Raw genomic sequence first — 19,392 nt, forward strand, 5'->3', positions numbered from 1 at the left:
ATCCCACGCCATCCTGCCCTGCGAGAGACTATGATCATGCACCGACCGGCGCCGTTGCTCGCCGCCTGCGTCATCGCGCTGATGCCCTTCGCCAGTCCCGCCGAAGACCTGCTCGCCGTCTACGATCTCGCGGTGGACAGCGACCCGGGTCTGCGCGAGGCCGAGCAGACGCTCTTTGCCACGCGCGAGGTCAAGCCCCAGGCCCGGGCCCTGCTCCTGCCCAACTTCGGGCTCAACGGCGAGGTGGAATATCAGAGCGTCGATTCCTCGGGCACGGGCATCACCGGCAGCTTCAGCCGCAGCGACAGCTTCGACACCCAGCGCGCCTCCGCCGTGGTGAACCAGTCGGTCTACAACCGCGCCGATTGGATCCGGCTGGACCAGGCGGACGACACCATCGCCCAGGCCGAGGCCGAGTACCGCAACGCCCAGATCGACCTCATGGTACGCACCACGGAGGCCTATTTCGCGGTGCTGGAGGCAGCCGACCTGGTGCGCGTGCGTGAGGCCCTGGTGGCCGCCGACGAGCGCCAGCTGGAGCAGTCCAAGCAGCGCTTCGAGGTGGGCCTGGTGGCCATCACCGACGTCAACGACAGCCAGGCGGCTTTCGACCGCTCACGGGCGCAGCTCATCACGGCCGAGAACGGGCTGAACAACGCCTGGGAGGCCCTGCGCCGTATCATCGGCCCGGTGTCGATGCCCCTGGCGCGGCTCGGCGACCGACTGCCCTTGGCGCCGCCGTCGCCCAACGACATCAACGTCTGGGCGGAAACGGCGCTCGCCAACAACTATGCCATCATCGCCGCCAAAGAGGCGGCGGAGGCCGCGCGCAAGGACATCGAGATCGAGCGCTCCGGCTACTACCCGAGCGTCGACCTGCAGGCGGGCTACGACGTCAACCGCTCCGGTGCCCAATTCAACACCGACACGGACACGGGCTTCGTGGGGCTCAGCGTCAACGTGCCCATCTATCAGGGCGGCGCGGTGGCCTCGCGCACGCGCCAGGCGGGGCATCAGTTCCGCGCCGCCCAGGACCGGCTCGATCAGCAGCGCCGGGCGGTCATCAACCAAGTGAAAGACGCCTTCCGGGGCGTGCTGTCCAGCATCAGTGACGTGCGCGCCCGGCAGGCGGCCATCGTCTCCGCCCAGAGCTCGCTCGAGTCCACCGAAGCCGGCCTGGAGGTGGGCACCCGCACCCAGGTGGATGTCCTCAATGCCACCCGGGCATTGTTCGAGGCACGGTTCGACTACTTCGCCGCGCGCTACGACTACATCATCAACGGTGTCCGTCTGCACCAGGCCACCAGCACCTTGACGCGCGACGTGCTGGCCAAGGGCAACGAGTGGCTCACCGAAGCCGACGTGGTGCCGCCGCCGGCCAATTGAGTGGCGAGTATCGAGGCGCGAGTAGCGAGCAGCGCCCGGCATAGCGCGTCGCTGTCCCCCCTCGCAACTCGTCCCTCGATCCTCGAGACTTCAAGATGTCCGGTAACTCGATAGGCAGATCCTTCGTCTTCACCAGCTTCGGCGAAAGCCACGGGCCCGCCATCGGCGGTGTCGTCGACGGCTGCCCGCCGGGGCTGGCGCTGGCGGAGGCGGATCTGCAGCACGACCTCGATCGCCGCCGCCCGGGGCAGTCCCGCCACACCACCCAGCGCCGTGAGGCCGATGCCGTGCGTATCCTCTCCGGTGTCTTCGAGGGCCGCACCACCGGCGCGCCCATCGGCCTGCTGATCGAGAATCAGGACCAGCGCTCCAAGGACTACTCGGAGATCGCCGCCAAGTTCCGCCCCGGCCACGCGGACTACACCTACGCCATGAAGTACGGCTTCCGCGACTACCGCGGCGGCGGGCGCTCCTCTGCGCGAGAGACGGCCGTGCGGGTGGCCGCCGGCGGCATCGCCAAGGTCTGTCTGCGCGCGCTCGCCGGTGTGCGCGTGCGCGGCTTTCTGTCCAGGCTCGGGCCCATCGCCACCAGTGCGCCGGACGCCGCTGGCTTCGACTGGGCGCAGGTGGACCAGAATCCCTTCTTCTGCCCCGATGCCTCCCGGCTGCCGGAGCTGGAGGACTACATGGACGCGTTGCGCAAGTCCGGCGACTCCGTGGGCGCCGAAGTCACGGTCATCGCCGAGGGCGTTCCGCCTGGGCTCGGCGAGCCGGTGTTCGACCGCCTCGACGCCGACATCGCCCATGCCCTGATGGGCATCAATGCCGTCAAGGGCGTGGAAATCGGGGCGGGCTTCGGCGCCGTTGCCCAGAAAGGCACCGAGCACCGTGACGAGATCACCCCGGACGGCTTCCTGTCCAACAGTGCCGGCGGCGTGCTCGGCGGTATCTCCACCGGCCAGCACGTCGTCGCCCGCCTAGCGCTCAAGCCCACCAGCAGCATCCGTCTGCCGGGCCGCACCGTCGGGCTCGACGGCGCAGCGACCGAGGTGGTCACCAAGGGCCGCCACGACCCCTGCGTGGGCATCCGCGCCACGCCCATCGCCGAGGCCATGCTCGCCATCGTCCTCGCCGACCATCTGCTGCGCCACCGCGGTCAGAACACCCATGTAACACCGCCGCTCGCGCCGATCCCGTCTGGGCGCGGCTAGCCCGCCACACCCTAAAACCGGGGACGGTATATTGAATAGCCCCGCGAGCCTCGCTGCAACGCCCAGCGGTGTTGGGCAGTTGGTCGTTTGCGCGGTGCGGTGCATGATTCGGCAGGTGCACACGGCGCGGCGGTGCCTGGCTAGTTAAATATACTGTCACCGTTTTTGGCAGCGGTCCGACAGCGCGTCGCCTCTGCCGAGTCTTTCGATGCCCTACGCGCGGCTCTCCAGCTACTACTTCTTCCATTTTGGGGCGCTCGGAGCGCTGGTGCCCTATTGGGGGCCCTATCTGCTGGAGCGGGGCTTCGAGCCCACCGCCATCGGCGCGCTGATGGCGATCCTGATGGGCACCAAGATCCTCGCGCCGAACGTCTGGGGCTGGCTTGCGGACCGCGCCGGGGCGCGCATGCCGAGCGTGCGCCTGGGTGCACTGCTGGCGGTGCTGGGCTTGCTGCCGGTGTTCTGGGCCGGGGGCTTCTGGGCCATGGCCGCGGTCATGGCCGTCTTCAGTTTTTTCTGGAATGCACCGCTGCCGTTGATGGAGGCCGTCACCTTCAATCACCTCGGGACGCGCGCGAGCCGCTATGCCAGCGTGCGGGTTTGGGGCAGCATCGGCTTCATCGTCACTGTGCTGCTGCTCGGCTGGTGGCAGGAGCGCGCCGGCAGCGGCGTGGTGCCGCTGGCGGTGCTGGCGCTCTTCATCGGCGTTTGGGCGAGCTGCCTGGTGATTCCGGATCGCGGCCAGGCGCAGGCCGAGCAAGCGCACCTGTCATTGCGCACCTTGCTGGCGCGCCCGGAGATCCTGGCCTTTCTCGCCGCGTGCCTACTGATGCAGGCGAGCCACGGGGCCTACTACGCCTTCTACTCCATCCACCTGCAGGCTCATGGGTACAGCGACACCGCCGTCGGTGCCCTCTGGGCGCTCGGCGTGGCCATCGAGGTGCTGGTGTTCATCAATATGCACCGGCTGTTGGTGCGCTTCGGCGCCCGCCGCCTGCTGCTGGCGAGCCTGGCGCTGGCGGTGCTGAGGTGGCTGCTGATCGGCGCCTTCGTGGAGCTGGTGGCGGTGCAGCTCATCGCGCAGAGCCTGCATGCCGCCACCTTCGGCGCCTTTCATGCCTCGGCGATCCACCTGGCGCATCATTATTTTCCGGGGCCCACTCAAGGCCGCGGCCAGGCGCTCTACAACAGTGTCGGCTTCGGTGTCGGCGGCGCCGCCGGCAGTTTGATCGCCGGATCGCTGTGGGATAGCGCGGGGGCCATGGCAACCTTCGCCGTAGCCTCTCTGCTCGCTGGGGCGGGCTTCCTCGCCGGGCTGCGGGTGGATCGGCAGGCGCGGTACTGACGCCGCTGCCAGCCGCGCCGACGTGGCCGCGAGCCTATCGGTTGGCGGGCCCATCGGCAACGCCTCCGGCGAGGAGCGACCGCGTCGGTCACGGCACAGGCGCTGTGCCCGCCCGCGGGCCCGTGCCGCCGAAGCGGAGCGCCCTGCTGCTCGGGCTCCGGCCGATCGCTACAATGCCGCCCGCGCCGGGACACCTTCGGCGCCGCCCTGCTCGGCGGGGTGCAGTTGTCTCCGAGCCGAGCCCATGCCCGCCATGTCCCAGACCTATCCCGTCCGTCCCGGCCGCCGTTATCCGCCCGGGGCGAGCATCAGCGACGAGGGCATCAACTTTTCCCTCTACAGCCGGCATGCCACCGGCGCGATGCTGTTGCTCTATGAGCCGGGGGCCGAGGCCCCGATCCAGACGCTCGAGCTGGACCCGGCGGTGAACCGCAGCTTCTTCAGCTGGCATGTGGAGGTGGTGGACCTGCCGCCCGGCACCCGCTACGCCTGGCGCCTGGACGGGCCCTGGGACCCCAAGGGCCACGGCTGGCGCTACGACGCGCGGGTGGAGCTGCTGGACCCCTGGGCGCGGGCGCTGGATACGCGCCACTGGGATCGTGCCAGGCGCTGCGGCGAAGGGCCGAGGCTCGGCGACAGCATCCGCGGCGTGGTACTGGCGGACCCCTACGACTGGGAGGGCGATGAGCCGCTGCCGATGCCGTCGCAGGAGATGGTCATCTACGAGCTACACGTCGGCGGCTTTACCCGTCACCCGAGTGCGGGTGTTGCGCATCCGGGCAGCTTCGCCGGCGTGGTGGAGAAGATCGACCACTTAAAACGCCTCGGCATCACCCACGTGGAGCTGATGCCGGTGATGGCCTTCGATCCCCAGGATGTCCCGCCCGCGACCGGCGAGGCGGGGCTCAGCAACTTCTGGGGCTACAGCACCCACGGGTTCTTTGCGCCGCACCCGGACTTCTGCACCGGCGACCCGACGGAGCACCGGCGCGAATTCCGGGACATGGTCAAGGCCCTGCACCGCGCCGGTATCGGCGTGCTGCTGGATGTGGTGTTCAACCACACCGCCGAGGGCGGCCAGGGCGGTCCGGCGATTCACTTCAAAGGGCTCGGCAACGAGACCTTCTATATGCTGGACGCCACCGACCGCAGCCGTTACCTGGACTTCACCGGATGCGGCAACACCGTCAACGCCAATCATCCCTTCGTCGCCCGCTACATCATCGATTGCCTGGAGTACTGGGTGCGGGAGATGCACGTGGACGGCTTCCGCTTCGACCTGGCCAGCGCCCTGGCGCGCGACCCCCAGGGCGAGCCCATGGAGCACCCGCCGGTGCTCTGGGGCATCGAGCTCTCCGACGTGCTGGCCGGCAGCAAGATCATCGCCGAGGCCTGGGACGCTGCTGGGCTCTACCACGTCGGCAGCTTCCCGGGCTACCGCTGGATGGAGTGGAACGGCCGCTATCGGGACAGCCTCAGGGCCGCCGTGCGCGGCGACCCGGGTCAGGTGGCGGAGCTGGCGACCCGCATCGCCGGCAGCAGCGATCTCTACGAGGGCAACCTGCGCCACCCCATCAACAGCATCAACTTCGTCACCTGCCACGACGGCTTCACGCTGGCCGATCTGGTGAGCCACGACCACAAGCACAACGCGGCCAATCAGGAGGGTAATCGCGATGGCTGCGACCACAACCTGAGCTGGAGCTGCGGGGTCGAGGGGGCGACGGACGACCGCGACATCCTCGCCCTGCGCCGCCGCCAGGCGAAGAACTTCCTGACTGTGCTGATGCTGAGCCAAGGCATCCCGATGCTCACGGCAGGCGACGAGCTCCTGCGCTCGGCGGGCGGCAACAACAACACTTGGTGTCAGGACAACCCCACGGGCTGGCTCGATTGGACCCTCGCCGAGACCAACGCCGACATGGTGCGCTTCACGGCGGGGCTCATTGCCCTTCGCAAGCGCCACCGCAGCCTGCGTCGGCGGCATTTTCTCACCGCGGCGGACATTACCTGGCAGGCCCTGGACGGCGGCCCGCCCGCTTGGGACGCGCCGAGCTGCCGCGAGCTGGCCTTCACCCTCGTAGGCCGTGCCACGGGTGAGCCGCCGCTGCATGTGCTGATGAACTTCGGTGCCAAATCGAGAACCTGCCTGTTGCCGCGGGCGCCGGACAAGCGGCCATGGGCCATCGCCGTGGACACCGGCGCACCGCCGCCGCGGGACCTGCTCGAGCCCGCTGTGCAGCGCAGTATTGCCGCCCGACGCTGGCGCCTGGGCGCCCACAGCGTGCTGGTGCTCGAGGGGCGCAGCGCCCCTTGATCCGGCACGCTGGGCCGGCGACGACAAACCGAGGCTGGTGATTACCGACGACCTGACACGCGCCGAGGCCGCGGGCTGAGCCGATGCTTGCCGGCGTGAGCCTCCAGCCGCCGTACCCGGCATGCGGCAGCCCGGCGGCTGCCGCCGCCGTGCGCCGTGCGGCGATCGGATCTCAGCGCGCGGGCCGGTCCTTCGCCAGCTTCGGCGAGGTTGTCCAGGGACGCCGCCGCGATGGCGAGGATTTTCTGATCACCATGCCGGTGGATCTCTGGAGCCATTGTCGGGTGCACTGGTCTGCCTGCGACGGGCCGTCGCGGGTCGACGCGGAGCTGGTCAAGGCGCGGCGCATCGCCGAGGTGCTGCTGCGGCTGCTGGGCCTGGAGACCGGCGTGCGGCTGCGTATCCGATTGACGCGCCAGATCCCCATCGGCAAAGGGCTCAGCTCCAGCACCGCGGACATGCTCGCCGTGCTGCGGGGCTGCCAGGCGCTGTTCGGTGTCGCGCTGAGCGAGCGCTGCATCTCGCGCTTGTTCTCCCGCATCGAGCCGCACGACGCGCTGCACTATCCCACCAGCGTCGCCTACAACCACCGCCGCGGGCATTTGTTGGCGCATTTTGGCTACACCCCGGACTATCGCATCCTGGCGGTAGACGCCGGCGGCCGGGTCTGTACCCAGACCTACAACGCGGGCCTGACATTCCGCCCCGAGCTGCTGTGCGCCTACGACGCGCTCTATCAGGAGGCGGCGGCCGCCTTCGCGGCCCGCGACGATGCGGCCATTGCCCGCTGTGCTACGCGCTCGACGGCGCTGCACGTCCAGCGCACCGGCAATACCTTCCTCGGGCGCTTGCTGGCCTGGGCCGATGCCATGGACGTGCTCGGCCTGCTGGGTACCCACAGCGGCACTTGCGGCGGCCTCTTGTTGCCCGGCGACGCCGACGATGCCACGCTGGAGCGCCTCGCCGCGGCGGTGGCGCATCTGGGCACCACCTTCCATGCCCGCACGCTGCGGCTGCCGGCCTGAAGCCAATCAGCGGGCAAACAGGGACGCCTTGCCCGATCGACGCGCCGCGCCGGCGGCGGCCGTGCCTGGGCCAATTCGCCAATTCCCTGCCAGATCGGGCACAATTCCGGGTTTGTACCCCTAAGATCGGGCGCCGTGATGCTCGCGACGAACATTTCTCACGCCCTGGGCTTACACATGCATCAGCCGCCGGGCAACCTGGCCCTGCTGATGGAGGCCAACGTCCGGGAGGCGGAGCAGATCATCCGTTGCTACGGGCGCCCGCCCCGTTATGCGCAGCAATACGCGGACGTGGGGCATCTACACGTCGGCGAGGACTGGCTGCCGAGGCTGGCGGCGCTCACGGACGCCGCCGACGCCATCATCGGCGCCCTGGAGGCGGGCGGCGCGGCTGGGGAGGCCGCCGCCGAGGGCGCGCAAGACCCGGGCCTAGGGAGTCGGCGCTGATTGTGTGCGGCTGCTTCCTCCGTCGCCGCGGACGCCGCCATGGATGACGCGCAAGCCGGCGGCAAGCCGTCCGAGGCATCGGCGACGATAGGGTCGGACCCGACGCTGGCCGATCCCGGCCGCATCACGGGCGGCGAGTTCCCGGACACGGCCGTCGGCACGCAAATGGTGCTCTATCCGACCGATGGCGGCGGCGTCGACCTGCGCTGGCAGATCGAGCCCGCCGACATTGCCTATGCCCGCGCCGGCTTCCGCGGCACCGAGGCGCGCCCGATGCTCAGGCTGCACCGGATCGGCACGACGGGCGATGACCGTCTGCTGGCGTACACGGATCTCGGCGGCGACGATGCCGCCGCCGAGCACGGGCACGCCCACTACGACAACGCCGATGCCGCTGGGCTCTTGCAGGCGGAGATCGGGCTCGCCAGCGCCGACGGCGGCTGGCTGCTGATTGCCCGCTCCAATGAATTGCGCGCGGCGGCGCCGATTGGGGTGGACTTCCTGCATCCAACCCCAGCGCCGGCCGCTATCGCCGGGCCTGTTGACGAGACCGCATCCACCGCGGCCCATGCGTCGGCCGGCCCCGCCGCAGCCGGGAGGGAGACGGATGCGCCGGCGCCTGTGCAGCTGGCGCCCGAGTTCCCGCTGGTGGAGCCGCACCTGTCCGAGCCCCTTTCCGGGCCCCAGCCCCAGCCCCTTTCCGAGCAGGCGCGGGCGGTGTCGACCCAGCCAGACAGGGCGGCCGAGGGCGGCGCCGAGCCGGGTAAGCTCGCCGGGGTGGCCGCGGCGCAGGACGGCCTCGACCGAGCGGCTGGCGAGCCCGCTTTCGCCCGGCGCAGCGACCCGAACCTCGCTGCCGGTGGGCAGGCCCGAGACCTGTCCGCTCCGCCGGGGGCGGGGCGCGGCCAGGAGCCGCCGCCCGGCGGCGTGGTGCCGCGGCTGGCGCCCCGGCAGCCGTCACCGGGGCCGTCGGCGCAGACCTTCTCAGCGCCGTCGCCGGCGGCGGGCAGCGGCCCGCTGCGCCCCCAGGCAGACGGCGCGACCCTGAGCGCAGCCCTTGTGGTGCACGGCAGCGCGCCGCCGAACAGCCTGCTCGATTTGGGGGGGCATCCCTATCGCGTCGGGCCCGGCGGGCGCTTCGTGCTCCACATTCCCATTCGCGATCACCAGCTCATCCGCCGCGTGCTTGCGACACTGCCGCAGCTGCCGGTGGAGCAGCGCGACGACGGGGCCGGCTGAGCGCCCTGATGTGGTGAGCCGGGTTTGAGTAGGACAGGTCGGCGGCGCAGACTTCGGCAGAGCCGCCGGTACGGCGCGTATAATCCGGCGTTGATCCCGGCCACCAATCACCCGCCCGCCGCCGACACGGCCGGACCCCAAGGCGACCCTCAACCGGGCGGGCCGCGCCGCGGGCCGGCCGCCGGCGCCAGCCAAGGACCGCCGTATGTTCATCGTCATGGCCAGCCCAGAATGCGCACCCGTCGCCAAGGCCGGGGGCCTCGGGGACTTCGTGCACGGCCTTTGCCGGGAGCTGGCCAGTCGCGGCAATGCCGTGGAGCTCGTGCTGCCCAAGTACGACAGCCTGCGCTTCGATCGCATCGAAGACCTGCACAAGGTCCATGGCGACCTCTGGGTGCCCTTCTACGACCGGGCCATCCACTGCGATGTGGAATACGGCGAGGTGGACGGCATCAAGTGCTTCTTCATCGATGCCCACTCCGAGCACGGCTTCTTCAATCGCGGCAAGATCTACGGCGACGCGGACGACCCGGACCGCTTTGCGTTCTTCTCGCGGGCGGTGATGGAGCTCTTGTACAAGTCCGGCAAGCACCCGGACATCATCCACTGCAACGACTGGCACACCGGACTCATGCCGGTGCTGCTGTACGAGATCTACGCCGGGCTCGGCATGGATCGCACCCGCGTCTGTTATTCGCTGCACAACGTGGGTCACCAGGGCTGGACCGGCCCCCATGTGCTGCACATGAACGGCCTGGACGCCGACCGCCTGATGGCACCGGAGCGCCTGCGCGACCCCGGCAATCCGGGTGCGGTGAACCTGATGAAAGGCGGAATCGTCTTCTCCAACTTCGTCACCACGGTGTCTCCGCGCTATGCCTGGGAGATCCAGCACACGGAGCAGGGCATGGGCCTGCAGGACGTGCTGCAAGTCCATGACCACAAGTTCGGCGGCGTGCTGAACGGCATCGACTACGACACCTGGAGCCCGCAGCGCGATACCCATCTGCCGGTGCGCTACGGACCGGAGACCCTGCCGGAGAAGGCAAAGAGCAAGACGGCGCTGCGGGCGCGCACCGGGCTCGCCGACGACTTCAAGCCCCTGGTGGCGGTGGTGACCCGCCTGGATCGGCAAAAGGGCGTGGAGCTGATCCGCCACGGCATCTACTACGCCCTGGAGCAGGGCTGCCAGTTCGTGCTGCTCGGCAGCGCGTCGTCACCGGAGGTGAACGCCGATTTCCAGCGCATCAAGGACGAAACGGATGCGAGCCCCGACTGCCATCTGGAGCTCGGCTACGACGAGGACCTTGCGCACCTGATCTACGCCGGCGCGGACATGATCCTGATCCCGAGCGTCTACGAGCCCTGCGGACTCACCCAGATGATCGCCATGCAATACGGCTGCGTGCCCATCGCACGGCGGGTCGGCGGGCTCGCGGATACGGTGTTCGACGCCAACTACTCGGACCGGCCGTTCGAGGAGCGCAACGGCTACGTCTTCGACGACTTCACCTATGCCGGGCTGGAGTCCGCCCTGGGCCGGGCCATCGGGCTGTGGAAGCGTTATCCGGAGTACTTCCGCCAGCTGCGGGTCAACGGCATGCGCCAGGACCACTCTTGGAACGGGCCCGCGCAGCACTACCTCGATATCTACAATCACATCCGCACCTGAGCGCGCGCAGGCGACATCGGGCTCGGGAGGTCCCGTTGCCTGCTGGTGCCCATGCCCGCCCCGGCTCGGGCTCCGCCGGCGGATCTGCTCCCGACGCGCCCTTTGCTGCGCGGCCGCGCTGGCGCAGTCCGGGCCGCGGCTCCACCCGGCACGGGAATGCGAGCCGCAGCCCCGCTCTCCGATTCCATGACCGACCCCATCCACATCGAGCCGCTGGCCTATCGCGCTGACACCGCGGCACTGTTCGCCGCCGTGGCCGCGGAGCCCTGGGCGGTCTTCCTGGACAGCAACGCCGGGCGTGCCGCAGGCGGGCGCTGGGATATCGTGGCGCTGGCACCGCGGGTGACGCTGCGCACCACGGGTGCGGCCACCGAGGTCCGCGCCGGCAACAGGCTGCGGCATCGCCACGAGGACCCCCTGGCGTTGCTGCGCGAGGCCCTCGGGCCGCGGGCACGGCCGGCGGCCCGGGGATTGCCCTTCGTCGGCGGTGCCATCGGCTGGCTCGGCTACGACTTGGCGCGGCGCTTCGAGCGGCTCGGGCTCGCGAGCCCGCTGGCGCCGGGTGCGCCGCAGCTGGCGGTGGGCATCTACGACTGGGCACTCGTGGTGGACCACCATGCGCAAGCGAGCTGGCTGGTGGGCCGCGGCGACACCGCCGACCCGCGGCGCCAGCGTCTGCGGCGCCTGGCCGAGGCCCGAGCCCCGGCGGCCGGACCGGCTGCGGCGGTGCGGGGGCTCCGTGTGACCGGCCCGCTGTGGAGCGATATGGATCAGGCGGCGTACCGCCGGCGCTTCGCCGCGGTGCAGGACTACATCCATGCCGGTGACTGCTACCAGGTGAATCTGGCGCGGCGCTGGTCGGCGCCGGTGGCCGGCGACCCTTGGGCGGCCTATGCCCGGCTGCGGCAGCTCAACCCGGCGCCCTTCGCCGCCTATCTGAGCACGCCGGGCATGCAGGTGCTCTCGGCCTCCCCGGAGCGCTTCCTGGCGCTGCGCGACGGACGGGTGGAGACCCGCCCCATCAAGGGCACGGCGCCGCGCGCCCCATCGGCGGCGCGCGACCGGGCGCTGGCGACAGGGCTTGCGGCGAGCGCGAAGGACCGGGCCGAGAACCTGATGATCGTGGACCTGCTGCGCAACGACCTGGGACGCTGCTGCGAGACCGGCAGCGTGCGGGTGCCGGAGCTCTTTGCCGTGGAGTCCTACGCCGGCGTGCATCATCTCGTTAGCAGCGTCACCGCGCGCCTGCGCACGGATGCGGATGCGGCCTCGCTGCTGCGGGCCTGCTTCCCGGGCGGCTCCATCACCGGCGCGCCGAAGATTCGCGCCATGCAGATCATCGACGAGCTCGAAGGCGCGCCCCGCGGCGTCTATTGCGGCAGCATCGGCTACATCGGCTACGACGGCGCCATGGACACCAACATTGCCATTCGCACGGCCAGCATCGCCAACGGCCGCCTCGATTTCCGTGCCGGCGGCGGCCTGGTGGCGGACTCCGAGTGCGATGCCGAATGGGCCGAGATCGGGCTCAAGGCGCGGGCGCTATTGACGTTGGCGGCCGAGCTCGGCGCCGATGCGCATGCCGTGCTCGGCGCGGCTGCAGAGCGCCTACGAACCCACGGCGCTCGCTGATGCCCGGGCGCCTGCAGGCGGCGCAGGCACGCTGCATCCGTGTCAGTTGCGCAAGGCCCGCGGCTGATACCGCCCGCCTTCGAGATCGCCGAAGAGCTCGCCGAGCATCGGGTGGCGGATGGGCTGGCCGCTGGTGTCGTCCTCCAGGTTGCGCTCGGCGACATAGGTCTCGTGCTCGGCGCCGTCCACAAGCACCCGGTACCAGGGCTGGTCCTTGGGCGGTCGGGATTTGGCCACCTGGTCGTACCAGTCATCGCTGCCGCTGAATGCCGGGTCCACGTCGACGATGACACCGCGGTAATCGAACAGGCGATGGTGCACGAGCTGGCCGATGTGGAAGCGGGCGGCGGTGGTGGTCATTGTGGGCTCCTCTTAGGCGTCGCGGGATGACAAGCGCAAACGATACCAACAGCATGCCGCTCGGGTCATGAGATTGTCGCCGGGCAACGCCCGGCCGCAGCGCGGGTATACTTCACGCCCATGTCCGCAGGCGCCCTGACCCTCTGCCCCGAGTGCGATCTGCTGCAGCAGAGTCCGCCGCTGCCGCCGGGCGGTTCGTCCCGCTGCGCGCGCTGCGGCCACACCCTGCACCGAGACCGCCCCAACAGCATCGACCGCACCCTGGCGCTCACCATCACGGGCCTGGTGCTGTTCGCCATCGCCAATGCCTTTCCGTTCCTGTCCTTCGAGATGCAGGGACAAATCACCGAGACCACCTTGATGACGGGTGTGCGAGACCTCGCCGCCCAGGGCAAGGGCGAGGTGGCCGCGGTGGTGTTCTTCACCAGCATCCTGGCCCCGGGGCTGCAGCTGGTGCTGCTGCTGCTGGTGCTGGCGCCGCTCAAATGGGGCGGGCGGCTGCCGCCGGGCTTCCCGACCCTGTTTCGCTGGTTCAAGCGCCTGGTGCCCTGGGGGATGATGGATGTGTTCATGATCGGCATCCTGGTGTCGGTGGTGAAGCTGACCGACATGGCCAACATCTTGCCGGGGCTGTCGCTGTTCGCCTTCGTGGCCTTGATCTTCGTGCTGGCAGCGGCGCAGGCGGCGCTGGACCCGGACGCCGTCTGGGAGCGAGTGCCGCTGCGGCCGCAGGTGCGCCGCCCGCCGGCGCCGGGCGAGGCGGCCATCGGCTGTGATGTCTGCGAGCTGGTAGTGCCCGCGGCGGCCGCGGACGTGGACGCCCGCGGGCGCGCGCGCTGCCCGCGCTGCACCGACGTGCTGCACCGGCGCAAGCCGCAGAGTCTGCAGCGCACCTGGGCGCTGGTGATCGCCGCAGCCGTGCTCTACCTGCCGGCCAATCTGTATCCGGTGATGTCCGTCACCTCCCTGGGCCAGACCCAGGCGGACACCATTCTCAGCGGTGTGCTCTTTTTGCTGCATCATGGGATGTGGCCGCTGGCGATCATTGTCTTCACCGCGAGCATCTTCGTGCCGCTGCTGAAGCTGTTGAGCCTGATGTTCCTGCTGGTGTCGGTGCAGCTCGGCTCGCACTGGCGCCCGCGGGAGCGCACCAAGCTCTACCGCGTCACCGAGGCCATCGGCCGCTGGTCCATGGTGGACGTCTATGTGGTGACCATCCTGGTGGCGCTGGTGCGGCTCGGGAATCTCGCCAGTATCGAAGCGCGGGCCGGCGCCGTGTTCTTCTGCGCCGTGGTGATTCTCACCATGCTCGCGGCCATGTCGTTCGACCCCAGGCTCATCTGGGACGCTTTGGAGCAGGACCATGACGGAGCCGCAGCGGCCCGAGTCCCCCTCAAGCCCGTCGCCTCCGACGCCGTCAGCGGCTGAGGGGCATGCCGGCGGCGGCGCACTGCCGCAGGCGCGGGTGGTGCGGCGCGGGCGCCCATCCCTGGTATGGCTGCTGCCGGTCATCGCGCTGGCGGTGGGTGGCTGGCTGGTGGTGAAGACCCTGGCCGAGCAGGGACCCAGCGTCAGCATCGATTTCGAGAACGCCGCCGGGCTGAATGCCGGCAAGACCAAGGTCAAATACAAGGACGTGGACATCGGCACTGTCACACGGATCGATGTGAGCACCGATCTGGACCATGTGACGGTCACCGCGGATCTGCGCCAAGGCAGCGAGGAGTTCCTGGCCGAGGACACGCGTTTCTGGGTATCGCGCCCGCGCATCACCGCAAGCCAGGTCAGCGGGCTGGAGACACTGCTGTCGGGGGCCTTCGTCGCCTTGGATCCCGGCAGCAGCCGCAAGCAGAGCCGGCACTTCCAGGGGCTCGCGAGGCCGCCGGTGATCACCACCGACGCACCGGGGCGGCGTTTTCGGCTGCGCGCGGATACCCTGGGCTCACTGAATCCGGGCACCCCCGTCTATTACCGGCGCATCCAGGTGGGGCAGGTCATCGACTACACGCTGGACGACGACGGCGGGGCCGTCACCGTCGATGTCTTCATCAACAGCCCGCATGACAAGCTGGTGCACACCAATACGCGCTTTTGGAATGCCAGCGGCATCGATCTCGAGCTCAGCGCCAACGGCGTCAGACTGGACACCCAGTCGCTGGTGTCGGTGTTGGTGGGCGGCGTCGCTTTCGACACACCGGCGGATCTGGAGGCCACGGACACCGTCGCGCCGGCGGATCAGTTTTTCCCGCTCTATGCCAATCGCAGCGCTGCCAACAAGCAGGTGTACCTGCATAAGGAGCGGTATCTGATGATCTTCAACGGCTCGGTGCGCGGGCTCAACGTGGGGGCGCCCGTGTCCCTGCGCGGCATCCGGATCGGTCAAGTGATGGACATCGAGCTCGATTTCGACAAGCAGCAGCTGGATTTCCGGATCCCGGTGCTGGTGGAGGTCGAGCCGGAGCGCATTGGCTTCCCGGAGCCGCAGTCGGCAGACGACCAAAAAGACGCGCGCGTGCTGCGTCAGTTGGTGCAGCGCGGTCTGCGCGCCCAGCTCAAAACCGGCAACCTGCTCACGGGCGCGCTGTACATCGAGCTCGACTTCCACTCGGATGCGGCACCGGCCAAGCTCACCCAGCGCCAGGGCTACTCGGTGGTGCCGACACTGCCGACGCCCTTGGAAGCGGCCACCAACAAGATCACCGCCCTCCTTGACAAAGTGAATGCCCTGCCCATCGAGGGCATCGGCGAGGACCTGCAGGCGGCCGTGGGGGATGCACGCGAGCTGCTGGGCTCCGCCGAGCTGCGCACCGCCGTCGACGAGCTGAGCGCTGTATTGAGCGAGGCCCGGGGCGTGACGGCGCAGCTGAACAGCGAGCTGGCGCCAAAGCTGGACGCCGTCCTCGGCAGCCTGCAAGGGACCTTGGAAGACGCCAGCCGCACCCTGAACAACACCAATGAGCTGATCGGTCCGGATGCGCCAATGTCGGTGGAGGCAGTGCGTACAATGCGCGAGGTGAGCGCGGCGGCCCGGTCGCTGCGCGTGATGGCGGATTATCTGGAACGACATCCCGAGGCCCTCATCCAGGGCAAAGGAGGCGGACGCTGATGTTGGTGCTGCGGTTGAAAGGTCTCACCGGCCGGCTTGATCGGTCCGAGGCGGACGGATCGGCGCATGGCTTGGCGGGCGGCAGGCGTCGCCGGTTTCTGCGCTGGTCCCTGGCATTCACTGCGATGCTCTTGCTGGCCGGCTGTGCGACGACGCCGCCGTCGTCCTTCTACACGCTGACTCCGCTGCCGCAGGCAGCGGGGCGTGCCGGCGACCTGGGCGCGGGCAGCATCGCCGTCGGGCTCGGCCCCGTCACCTTCCCGCAATTCCTGGACCGCCCGCAGATCGTCACCCGGGACGGCGCCAACCGCCTGGTGGTGGACGAGTTCCACCGCTGGGGCGGCACCGTGCAGGACGACTTCCTGCGCGTCTGGGGCGAGAATCTGGCCTATCTGCTCGGCGGCTCCCGCGTTGCACTGTTTCCGTCGGAGTCCCGCATGCCGCTGGACTATCGGGTGCTGGCGCAGGTGCTGGCCTTCGAGGGGGCCGCCGACGGCAACGCCGTGCTGCGGGTGCGCTGGTCGGTGACCGACGACCGCCAGCGCCGGACTTTCGCCGCCCGCGAGAATGTCTATCGTTGCCCCTACCGCGTCGGCGGAGGCGATGACCGAGCCACCGCCGATATCCGCTACGCCGCAGTGGTGGCGGCGCTGAGCGAATGCCTCGGCGATTTCAGCCGCGATGTGGCGGAGGTGCTCGGCGGCCTGCCCGAGCCCCAGCCCCCCGCCGCTGACGCCGCCGTCAGCTCAGCCGCGCAGCCGCGGCGCTGACGCCCGCGCGCGGGGCCGGCGCGCCGCGGCCCGGGCATGGGCGCGGCGCCCCCTGGGGAACGCTGGGGGGAACGCTGGCCGCACCTCTGTCGCCCGCCGGTGGGGCGCCGCCCACGGCCCAGAGGTGAGCACCGGCTCGATGCGGGCATCGATGAGACCCTAGCGTCCATCGGCATCTTCGCCGGCGTCGACCGCAGCTATCTGTTTCTGATCGACCCGGACGGGCATCTCATCCGCAACCCCCGCCGCCTGGCCGGCCTTGACAACCCCGCGTGCGACGACTATTGTGCAGTGCAACAATTGCTGCACCGCAGCAACCCGGGCCGCGGGGGTACCGGCGGCAAACATGCAGTCGACCAGCCACCCTCGGCCCTTGAGCCACCAAGTTACCGGAGTACCAGAATGAGCAGCCAAGACGTCATGAAGACCTACAACGATCTTACCGACCAGAACGTCGACCGCATCAACGCCCTGGGCGAGCTGAACCTCAAAGTCGCCGAGAAGATGGCCAGCCGCCAGATGGACGTCATGAATCTGTTCATGGAGCAGGGCGTACGCATGATGAAGCTGGCCACCGAGGCCAAGGGCTACAGCGAGCTCTACAAGGGACAGGTCGACATGGCCCGCGAGATGAGCGAGAAGCTCATGGGCGAGTCCAAGACCAACATGGCCCTGGCCGGCGAGATTCGCGACGACTACCGCGGCTGGCTCGATGCGGCCATGGCCGACGTCAAGGACGGCAGCACCGCTGTTCGTAACGCCGTCACCGCCTGAAGGAGCAGCCCGCGCGCCGGCACGGCCCCCGGCCTGGATACAGGTCGGAGCGCCGGTCTACCGCCGGCAACCGGCGCGGCGGGTGCGGCAGGGACGCTCGCTGCGGCCGCCTCGGGCTTGCCCACCCCGGCTGAGCCGAGCGGCTCCGATGTCGGGGTTTTGCCTTTGCCCGGGGCCGGCACGCCTCAGGAGCAGACAGACCAACAACAGCGAGAAGCAGCCATGACAGCAGCGCGCGTTGCACTGGTGACGGGCGGCATCGGCGGCATCGGCACCGCCATTTGCCAGCGCTTGGCGCGAGACGGGTTCCGCGTCGTCGCCAATCACCACCCGTCGGAGCAAGAGGCCGCCGAGGCCTGGAAGAACGACCAAGCCGGCCTGGGCTTCGACATGGAGACCATCGCCGGCGACGTATCCTCGTTCGACGACAGCAAACGGATGGCCGATGAGGTCCGCGCGCAGCACGGCCCCGTGGCCGTGCTGGTGAATTGCGCCGGCATCACCCGGGACAAGACGTTCAAAAAGATGGAAGAGGATGCCTGGCGGGTGGTTATCGACGTCAATCTGAACAGCGTCTACAACGTCACCCGCAACGTCTGGGAGTGCATGTTGGAGGCCGGCTTCGGCCGCGTCATCAACATCTCCTCCGTGAACGGCCAGCGCGGCCAGTTCGGTCAGACCAACTATGCGACGGCGAAGGCCGGCATGCACGGCTTCACCATGAGCCTGGCGCAGGAAGGTGCCGCCAAGGGCATCACGGTGAACACCGTCTCGCCCGGCTATGTGGAAACGCCCATGACGCTGGCCATGCGCGATGATGTGCGCGAGGCCATCGTCGCCGGCGTGCCCATGCGCCGCATGGGCAAGCCCGAGGAAATCGCGAGCGCGGTGGCCTTCCTGGTCGCCGATGAGAACGGCTATGTCACCGGTGTGAATCTGCCGGTGAACGGCGGGCTGTTCATGCACTGACGCCGGGCCGCCGGCGTCCCTTCGGGCCCGCCTGCGCGGCGGGCCTTCCACTGCCTATGCTGTGTGCCGCCGCCTTTGACCGAGGCGGCGGCGCTCACAATGAGTCCTCCTCGTCTCTCTCTGATGAGACGTTCCTCTGCCCGGCTCCCCGCCGGGCTTTTTTTTGACATCCTGTCGGTCCGATCAACGCCGTTGCAGTCCGCCGCCGCTGTCCCTCCAGATGTCCAACCGCGACCAGGCACCCCGGGAAGCCATCATCCTCGCCATGCTCGTGGTGCTGCTCTGGGGCACCGCCGCCACGGCCTTCGAGATCGCGCTGCGCTGGGCGACGCCCTATCAACTGCTGCTGTGGTCCGTTGTCGTCTCGACGCTGGTGCTCGGGGCGCTGTTGCTGCGCCGCGGCGGTGTCGGTCAGCTCCGGGCGCTGCCGCGGGCGGCGCTGCTGCGGGGGCTCGCGCTGGGGGCGTTGAACCCCTTTCTGTACTACCTGGTGCTGTTCGCGGCCTACGACCGACTGCCCGGGCAGATCGCCATGGCGCTGAACTATGCCTGGCCGCTGGTGCTGGCCGTGCTGGCGGTGCCGGTGCTGCGCCAGCCATTAACGCGGGCGCAGGCGGTGGCCATCGCCGTCAGCTTTCTGGGGGCCGTGGTCATCGTCACCGGCGGCCAGCTCGGCTTCAGCGGCGGGCTCGACACCGCCGGTATCTTGCTGGCGCTCGGCAGCACGGTGATCTGGGCGCTGTTCTGGCTTTGGAGCGCCCGCGACGGCGCTGACCCGGTGGTCAAGCTCTTCCTCGGCTTCGTCTCCGGCTTGGTGCTGGCGCTCGCCGCCGCCCCCTGGCTCGGCGGCGCCGGCTGGGCCGGCCTGCTGCCGCCCGCCGCCGCCTGGCCGGCACTGGTCTATGTCGGTCTGTTCGAGATGGGCCTCACCTTCGTGCTCTGGCTCACGGCCCTGCAGCGGGCCAGGAATGCCGCGCGGCTGGGCCACCTGGTGTACCTCGCGCCCTTCCTGTCCCTCATGGTCCTGCACCTCGTGCTCGGCGAGCCGCTGCTGCCCGCCACCTTCATCGGCCTGGCGCTGATCATCGGGTCCCTGCTCTGGCGCGCCTGGATCGAAGGCCGGCGACCCGCCCCCACAC

Annotated in this window: 16 protein-coding genes; 15 read left to right on the forward strand and 1 reads right to left on the reverse strand. The window is 69.5% G+C overall.

Annotated features, from left to right (window positions below; translation table 11 throughout):
• The first annotated feature begins 36 nt into the window (after positions 1-36).
• The 9 genes from CKO31_RS14080 (at position 37) to pabB (ending at position 12,274) form a co-directional block, all read left to right on the forward strand.
• Positions 37-1,386 (forward strand): TolC family outer membrane protein, encoded by a 1,350-nt coding sequence (locus CKO31_RS14080; RefSeq protein ID WP_242475377.1) that lies wholly within the window; start codon positions 37-39, stop codon positions 1,384-1,386.
• Positions 1,387-1,481: 95 nt separating this feature from the next.
• Positions 1,482-2,597, forward strand: a complete 1,116-nt coding sequence (aroC, locus tag CKO31_RS14085; protein ID WP_200238578.1) for a chorismate synthase — start codon at positions 1,482-1,484, stop codon at positions 2,595-2,597.
• A gap of 208 nt (positions 2,598-2,805) precedes the next feature.
• Positions 2,806-3,942 (forward strand): MFS transporter, encoded by a 1,137-nt coding sequence (locus CKO31_RS14090; protein WP_200238581.1) that lies wholly within the window; start codon positions 2,806-2,808, stop codon positions 3,940-3,942.
• 244 nt (positions 3,943-4,186) lie between these two features.
• Positions 4,187-6,259, forward strand: a complete 2,073-nt coding sequence (gene glgX / locus CKO31_RS14095; RefSeq protein WP_200238584.1) for a glycogen debranching protein GlgX — start codon at positions 4,187-4,189, stop codon at positions 6,257-6,259.
• Positions 6,260-6,354: 95 nt separating this feature from the next.
• On the forward strand, positions 6,355-7,284 hold the full coding sequence (locus CKO31_RS14100) for a GHMP family kinase ATP-binding protein (RefSeq protein ID WP_200238586.1): 930 nt from the start codon (positions 6,355-6,357) through the stop codon (positions 7,282-7,284).
• A 177-nt stretch (positions 7,285-7,461) separates the two neighbouring features.
• Complete coding sequence (locus CKO31_RS14105) at positions 7,462-7,731, forward strand: hypothetical protein (RefSeq protein WP_200238589.1); 270 nt, start codon at positions 7,462-7,464, stop codon at positions 7,729-7,731.
• A gap of 39 nt (positions 7,732-7,770) precedes the next feature.
• Entirely contained in the window at positions 7,771-8,970 is a 1,200-nt protein-coding gene (locus CKO31_RS14110) for a YML083C domain-containing protein (protein ID WP_200238592.1), read from the forward strand.
• A gap of 205 nt (positions 8,971-9,175) precedes the next feature.
• A complete protein-coding gene (locus CKO31_RS14115; protein WP_200238594.1) occupies positions 9,176-10,642 on the forward strand; it encodes a glycogen synthase in 1,467 nt (488 codons plus the stop codon).
• A 186-nt stretch (positions 10,643-10,828) separates the two neighbouring features.
• On the forward strand, positions 10,829-12,274 hold the full coding sequence (gene pabB, locus CKO31_RS14120; protein WP_200238597.1) for an aminodeoxychorismate synthase component I: 1,446 nt from the start codon (positions 10,829-10,831) through the stop codon (positions 12,272-12,274).
• 42 nt (positions 12,275-12,316) lie between these two features.
• Here the strand turns inward: pabB and hspQ are convergent, their stop codons facing one another.
• Positions 12,317-12,634 carry a heat shock protein HspQ gene (hspQ, locus tag CKO31_RS14125; RefSeq protein ID WP_200238600.1) on the reverse strand — a complete coding sequence of 106 codons (318 nt, stop codon included), beginning with the start codon at positions 12,632-12,634 and terminating at the stop codon, positions 12,317-12,319.
• Positions 12,635-12,754: 120 nt separating this feature from the next.
• Here hspQ and CKO31_RS14130 point away from each other — a divergent pair, with 120 nt between their 5' ends.
• From CKO31_RS14130 to CKO31_RS14155, 6 genes are all read left to right on the forward strand, one after another.
• A complete protein-coding gene (locus tag CKO31_RS14130) occupies positions 12,755-14,062 on the forward strand; it encodes a paraquat-inducible protein A (RefSeq protein ID WP_200238602.1) in 1,308 nt (435 codons plus the stop codon).
• A complete protein-coding gene (locus CKO31_RS14135) occupies positions 13,998-15,740 on the forward strand; it encodes a PqiB family protein (RefSeq protein WP_200238604.1) in 1,743 nt (580 codons plus the stop codon). Before CKO31_RS14130 ends, CKO31_RS14135 begins: the two co-directional genes overlap by 65 nt.
• Positions 15,740-16,510, forward strand: a complete 771-nt coding sequence (locus CKO31_RS14140) for a PqiC family protein (RefSeq protein ID WP_242475374.1) — start codon at positions 15,740-15,742, stop codon at positions 16,508-16,510. Before CKO31_RS14135 ends, CKO31_RS14140 begins: the two co-directional genes overlap by 1 nt.
• Positions 16,511-16,912: 402 nt before the next feature.
• On the forward strand, positions 16,913-17,284 hold the full coding sequence (locus CKO31_RS14145; RefSeq protein WP_200238606.1) for a phasin family protein: 372 nt from the start codon (positions 16,913-16,915) through the stop codon (positions 17,282-17,284).
• A gap of 222 nt (positions 17,285-17,506) precedes the next feature.
• Positions 17,507-18,253 (forward strand): acetoacetyl-CoA reductase, encoded by a 747-nt coding sequence (phbB, locus tag CKO31_RS14150; RefSeq protein WP_200238608.1) that lies wholly within the window; start codon positions 17,507-17,509, stop codon positions 18,251-18,253.
• Between the two features lie 220 nt (positions 18,254-18,473).
• On the forward strand, positions 18,474-19,392 hold a 919-nt coding region (locus CKO31_RS14155; RefSeq protein ID WP_200238610.1), incomplete at its 3' end, for a DMT family transporter.

The organism is Thiohalocapsa halophila (genome assembly GCF_016583825.1).
GTDB lineage: Bacteria > Pseudomonadota > Gammaproteobacteria > Chromatiales > Chromatiaceae > Thiohalocapsa > Thiohalocapsa halophila.